We start from the raw sequence: 6,673 nt of genomic DNA, 5'->3' as shown, positions 1-6,673 counted from the left end.
GACCGGACAAAGGTGAAAATTTTATATCTAAAAAAATAATATTTTATAGAGATAGTTAGAGGGCAGTATACTTACAAAGTTCATAACAGTGTATTATGTATAATAATTTTAGTGAATCTGTTTTTAGTTAAATGGAAGTATTTTCACTACAATTTACAAATGCCAAAAATATTTTCATATCCATATAAATGGATAATATGCATAATCGTACAGCATTAAAAGTGCATGTTTTATAATTTCATTAATAGAAATATCCATTAGAGGATATAATTAAAAAAGTCCCATTTTTTACGACTCTATTTATTTGTATGTAGTAGCAACAATAATTAAGTAAAACGCACTCTAATCAAAATGAGGGTGTCTAAAAAGTATAATCATACATCAATATTCCTCTACAAAGCCTACAGAGCGAATAATGAAGCTATGAATTTAACAATCATTCCTGAATCAAATATTAAAAATAAGTTAATTTTTCTCTTGCTTTTCTTCTTAATAGCTTATAAGACTGGGGCAGTTTTTAAGTTTCAATAAAAACTTTTTCGCAAAGCGGGGGAAATGGGTTATGAAAAAATTACAAAACTGCTGTTACTCCATCTCAGAGCACGCCAAAAGGTGGAAACCTAAAGCTCAGATGTGCACTACTCATTTCTATAGAAAAAGTGCAATAACTCTGCACAAAAATCCCTAAATTATTTAGCAAAAACTCAAATTTCCCTCGCAATAAACACTCTATTGCGTCCTAAGCATACTACATTTAATAACAGTGAACGAATATGTCCTCTTTCTGTCTGTATCATTCCTTCTCGGTTCCAAATCGAAGAGCCCTTCTTCAAAAAGTTCCCCCTTAAAAGCAAAAAAACGAAAGTTTTATTAACCGGATCATCGATCATTGCAAGCCATAACTTTATTGATGCTTCTTTAGATAGTCCCTTTCCCCATTATGGCAACCCTAATTTTTGTAAAAAAGATATTCTGATGTCACCTAACATCGGAATGTGTCTTTTTAATGTTTTTAATATGTTTTTCTTACTTGGAGAATTTTTTATGAAAAAAATATATACCACAAAGCAAACACCAGCGATGAGTGATTTTAAAAGTTCTTGTTCGCCTTATCGATTACCTTTTATGAAAACGGTTTCATTGATCTCAGTAGCTGTTTTTTTATCAAATGCTTCTCCTGTTTCTGCTTGTGAAGATCTTGTTAAAATGGGGCCTGGAGGGATTATTACAGTTGCTGCAAAAAAAGGGGGCAATATAATAGACATTGCAAATAATATTAATCAATCGCGGTTAATAATTGGTCTTGCTAGCGGTTGGATTAATAAAATATCAGATCAAGCAATCAATGGTGCTCAGCTTTACGCATTGGGTAACATGGTTGCAAGTTCTTTTGGTGGTGGTGGATATGATGAATATGGCGTTTGGATGCCTCCTAGTTTTACGGTTAATGTCGTTGACCAGAATGGCAATGGGACTAAGCAAAAGTATAGTAATGTCGCGGATGCACTTACTGGGGTAAGTAGTTCTTTTGTGAATCTTGATAAAAAGATTAACTATGTAGTGACCAATATGGCAGGTAATGATCTCGTTAAGGTAGGGGATGCGGGGATTATTACAGTTGCTGCGCAAAAAGGGGGGGCTATAGTAGACTTTGCAAATGCTGCTCGTCAATCGCGGATTCTTATTGGTGTTCATAATGGTATAATTAGTCCAACATCGGATCAAGCAATCAATGGTTCCCAGCTTTATACTTTGGGAGCAAATGTCGCAAAGTTTTTTGGTGGTGATGCTGAATTCAATGATTCTGATTGCAATGGAGGATGGGTGCCCCCTACTTTTACGGTTAAAGTCTTTGATGAGAATGGTAATGGAGTTGAACAGCACTATAAGAATGTTGCGGATGCATTTACTGGCGTAAGTAGTTCTTTTACAAATATTGATAAAAGGATTGAAAATGTAGTGACCAATGTGGCGGGTAATGGTCTTATTAAGCAAGATGGTACAGGATTTATTACCATTGGTGGAAAAGTAAATGGAACGAAGATAAGTATTGCAAATGTTGGTAATGCAGCACGGATTCTTTCAGGTGTTGGTGCTGGTTCGATTACAGCAACATCAACGGATGCGATAAATGGTTCTCAACTTTATTCCATGAGCAATGTCGTAGCTAGCTATTTTGGCGGTAATGCTGAATATAAAAATGGCAACTGGAAAGCTCCTACTTTTACAGTTAAAGGCGTTGATCAGAATGGTAATGAGACGAAAGCAACATATGGTAATGTCGCGGATGCACTTGCTGGTGTAAGCAGTTCTTTTACGAATATTGATAAAAGGATTGAAAATGTAGTGACCAACGTAGCGGGTAATGATCTTATTAAGCAAGACGCGACAGGACTTATTACCATTGGTGGAAAAACAAATGGAACGAAGGTAAGTATTGCAAACATTGATAATGCGTTGCGGACTCTTTCAGGTGTTGGTGCTGGTTCGATTACAGCAACATCAACGGATGCGATAAATGGTGCTCAACTTTATTCCGTGAGCAATTTAGTTGCTAGCTATTTTGGTGATAATGCTGGATATGATGAAAATGGCAACTGGAAAGCTCCTACTTTTACAGTTAAAGTCTTTAATAAGGATGGTAAGAGAGTTAAAAGGGACTATACGAATATTGCAGATGCCTTTAATGGTGTAAGTAATTCTTTCACGAATGTTGATAAAAAGATTGAAGATATAGTTATCAATTCGGCAGGTGATGGTTTTGTTAAGCAAGATGATACAGGATTTATTACCATTGGCGGAAAAGTAAATGGAGAGAAGATAAGTATTGCAAATGTTGGTAATGCAGCACGGATTCTTTCAGGTGTTGGTGCTGGTTCGATTACAGCAACATCAACGGATGCGATAAATGGTTCTCAACTTTATTCCATGAGCAATGTCGTAGCTAGCTATTTTGGTGGTAATGCTGAATATAAAAATGGCAACTGGAAAGCTCCTAATTTTACAGTTAAAGTCGTTGATGATAATGGTAATGGAGTTGAACAGTACTATACGAATGTTGCAGATGCACTTTCTGGTGTAAGCAGTTCCTTTACAAATATTGATAAAAAGATTGAAAACATAGTTATCAATTCGACAAGTGATGGTCTTGTTAAGCAAGATAAGACAGGACTTATTACCATTGGTGGAAAAGTAAATGGAACGAAGATAAGTATCGCAAATGTTGGTAATCAGACACGGATTCTTTCAGGTATTGGTGCTGGTTCGATTACAGCAATGTCAACGGATGCAATAAATGGCTCTCAACTTTATTCCATGAGCAATGTCGTAGCTAGCTATTTCAGTGGTGATGCTGGATATGATGCAAATGGCAACTGGAGTGCTCCTAATTTTACAGTTAAAGTTGTTGATCAGAATGGTAATAGGGTTGAACAGCACTATACAAATGTTGCAGATGCACTTTCTGGTGTAAGCAGTTCCTTTACAAATATTGATAAAAAGATTAACAATGTGACAGGGAGCAATTTTATTAGGCAAAATAGCATTGGGCTTATTACGATTGGTGGCAGCAAAGGTGGAGATAGAATAGATATTGCAAACAGTGGTGGTTCTCCACGAATTCTCTCTGGTATTAAGGGCGGTGTCTTTTCACAAAACTCGACTGACGCAGTAAATGGTACCCAAATCTATCTGATGTCTCATGCATTTGCACGTTTTTTTGACAGTCGTGCTGGATATGATGAACATAGCAAATGGATAAATCCTAGTTTTACAATTATAACCCTTGATAAGGATGGTAATGAGATTGAGCAGAAATATTCTAATGTCGCGGATGCATTTTCTGGCGTTAATAGTGCTGTCAAAACTTTGAATAATCAGATTAGTGAAATGAAGAAGGACCCTTCTGTTTCTACACAAGGGGACAAAAATAATGATGATGAAAACGATCTTATTTCAGATGGCTTCCCTTTTATGAGTAGAATGCTACCTATGGCAAGATTCACTCGTTCTCTAGATGATGAATATCTAGATGATGTAGACGATGAAAATGATTTTGAACTTTTAGAAGCGCAAAATGATCCAGAAATGAATTTAGGAGGTAGGAGTTTATTAGGTGCCAATGAGAGTGAACCAGTTACTCTAGAAGTAGCGGATGGTAAGATTGAAACAGGCTCTAAGCAAGCGGTCAATGGTGGTCAGTTGCATGATTACACTAAAGATCAGATGGATATAGTTCTTAAGGAAGCGAAGAAATATACGGATGATCAAGTGGGTAGTCTTGTCAATGATAGTGTTAACAAAGCAAAAGCTTATACAGATATGAAGTTTGAGGCGTTAAGTTATGCTGTTGAGGATGTTCGCAAAGAGGCAAGGCAAGCAGCAGCTATTGGTTTAGCAGTTTCTAACTTACGTTACTTCGACGATCCAGGATCTTTAAGTGTTTCATTTGGTGGTGGTTTATGGCGTGGTCAATCTGCATTTGCTTTTGGCGCGGGCTATACCTCTGAAGATGGCAGGATTCGTTCTAATTTATCAGCAACCAGTGCCGGAGGTCATTGGGGAGTTGGTGGTGGAATAACTCTGAAGTTAAAATAACACCAGATAATACAAAAAACGATAATTTAACCGAATTTTCGCCCTTGCCTTATGAGGCAAGGGCGAAAGTTTATATGATAGATAAAGCAATATTTTTATAGAAAATGATAGAGTAATATATAGAAAACTCCATAACAATGTATTTTATAGGAATAATCTTTGTGAGAGTGATTTTAGTAAGAAATATGAAGCATTTTAATAAAAATTAATAAAAATTTTAGAAATATAAAGTAATTATCCCTAAGATAAACGGATAGAGTATGTCATCCGATCACGATTTAAAGACGTACATTTTATAATGTCTTTGGTAGAAAATATCCATTGGGGGGGGGATACTGTCAAAAAAACAAAAATCCTATTTTATCATTTTCTTTGTACATCGCAGCACAAATCATAAGGTGCAGAGTTGCCGTAATGATTAATAAGACTCATTTTGACCAAAATGAGCTCCAAAAAACGATGAAACAAAAACCTCTCTATAAGCCTATAACATATGCAATAAAGCGAGAAATTTCAAAATTATAACGATATTTCGCGGTTACATAAATTGAAAAGACTCATTATGTAAAAATAATTAAATTCATTTTCTTCTTGCTTTTCTTCTTAAGAGCTTATAGAAGTTATCATATAAGACTCATTTTGATAAAAATAAGAAACTCATCGCAAGGGGAGGTGCGCATGGTTATGAAAATCCATACAGCTTATTTCAAGTGCTTCAAAAAAACAATCCTAAAATACCGAACTCTATCGTCTATCTCTACGATAAGAGCACAATGAACTCACGGTAGACACTTTATCCCCCCTAAATATACAAAACAAACTATTCCGTTTTAAAGATTATGAAGCACACATTTAACAAACAAAGATATTTTTCTCGTGTTCATCTCATTTTTCACTATCGATCACCCCAAAAACATCAGTGAAAAAAACACCCCAGTCTAAGATAGAAAAATAAAAGCCTTACCACAGCTTTCATTTCTTCTTTCTACCTCTTCAACGAACCCAAATTTTATAAAGAACAAACAAAAATTACACCAATACACCACTTCTAGCGCTGAAATGTGTTTTTTTAATGTTCTAAAATATATTTTCTTATCTGGAGAATTTATTATGAAAAAAATATATACCACACCAAAAGTGCCAGTGGTAAGAGATTTTCAAAATTCTTGCTTGCTTAATCGATTGCCTTTTATTAAGACACTCGTATTGGCTTTAGTGATTATCTTTTTATCAAATATTTCTCCTGTTTCTGCGAATACTCAAGTTTTTAATAACACATCAAACGATTTTAGTGGTGGCACAAATGTGCTTAAAGGTATTCCACCAGTCGATACAGTTGGCAGTAAACTGCATAGAGCTATTGACTCTGTATTTATGGGGGATCAAGATTCCGTCGAAAACTTAAAACCTAATAATAAATTTCAAACTCAAGTTGCTCTTAATACTGCATTTGCGGGTAAAAAAGATTTTCAGAATATTGCGGATACATTTTCTGCCGTTAATAATGTTTTTCAAGGGAATAATTTGCATGAAAATACAGGCAATTTTCCCCTTATGAAAAGTTTATCTCGTGCAACATCTCCTATGGAGGATGGGCGTACGTTATATTTGGCTCCTACATCAGAATACGGTAAAATAAGTATTCGAAGTAGTAGTGGTGTAACACGAGTGTTTTTTGATATTACTCCTGGTGCTATCTCAGAAGAGTCAACCGAGGCGATTACAGGACGTCAGATTTATTCACTTAATCAGACGCTAGCAGCATATTTAGGTGGTGACGCGGCATTTAAAGCTGATCAAGGTCTATTCCATGACGAAGAAGTTTGGATAGCTCCAACTTATACTCTCTCTCATATTGCTGAAGATGGTACGGTAGGTACGGCGAGCTACAATGATGTTGGGAGTGCGTTGTCCGGTCTTGATATAAATGTCAAGAATGTGAATACGCACTTAACGAAAGCAATCAATGACTTTAATAAAAAGTTTGATGATATTTCTCAAGGAGCAAACGGCGATTCATTGAACTGGAGCAAAACTGCGAATGCGTTTGTCGCAACGCATGGTGAAGAAGGCAAAA

Annotated in this window: 3 pseudogenes; all 3 read left to right on the top strand. The window is 35.7% G+C overall.

Going from position 1 to position 6,673, the window contains the following annotated elements:
• Positions 1–975 precede the first annotated feature (975 nt).
• Positions 976–3,360 (top strand): annotated as a pseudogene (locus tag NPX99_RS08215) (hypothetical protein); the annotation flags it as partial.
• A gap of 744 nt (positions 3,361–4,104) precedes the next feature.
• Positions 4,105–4,596, top strand: a pseudogene (locus NPX99_RS08835) (YadA-like family protein); the annotation flags it as partial.
• Positions 4,597–5,706: 1,110 nt separating this feature from the next.
• A pseudogene (locus NPX99_RS08210) lies at positions 5,707–6,673 on the top strand (hypothetical protein); the annotation flags it as partial.

The organism is Bartonella sp. 220B (assembly GCF_026930205.1).
Classification (GTDB): Bacteria; Pseudomonadota; Alphaproteobacteria; order Rhizobiales; family Rhizobiaceae; genus Bartonella.
This window is presented reverse-complemented; position numbering and strand designations above follow the sequence as displayed.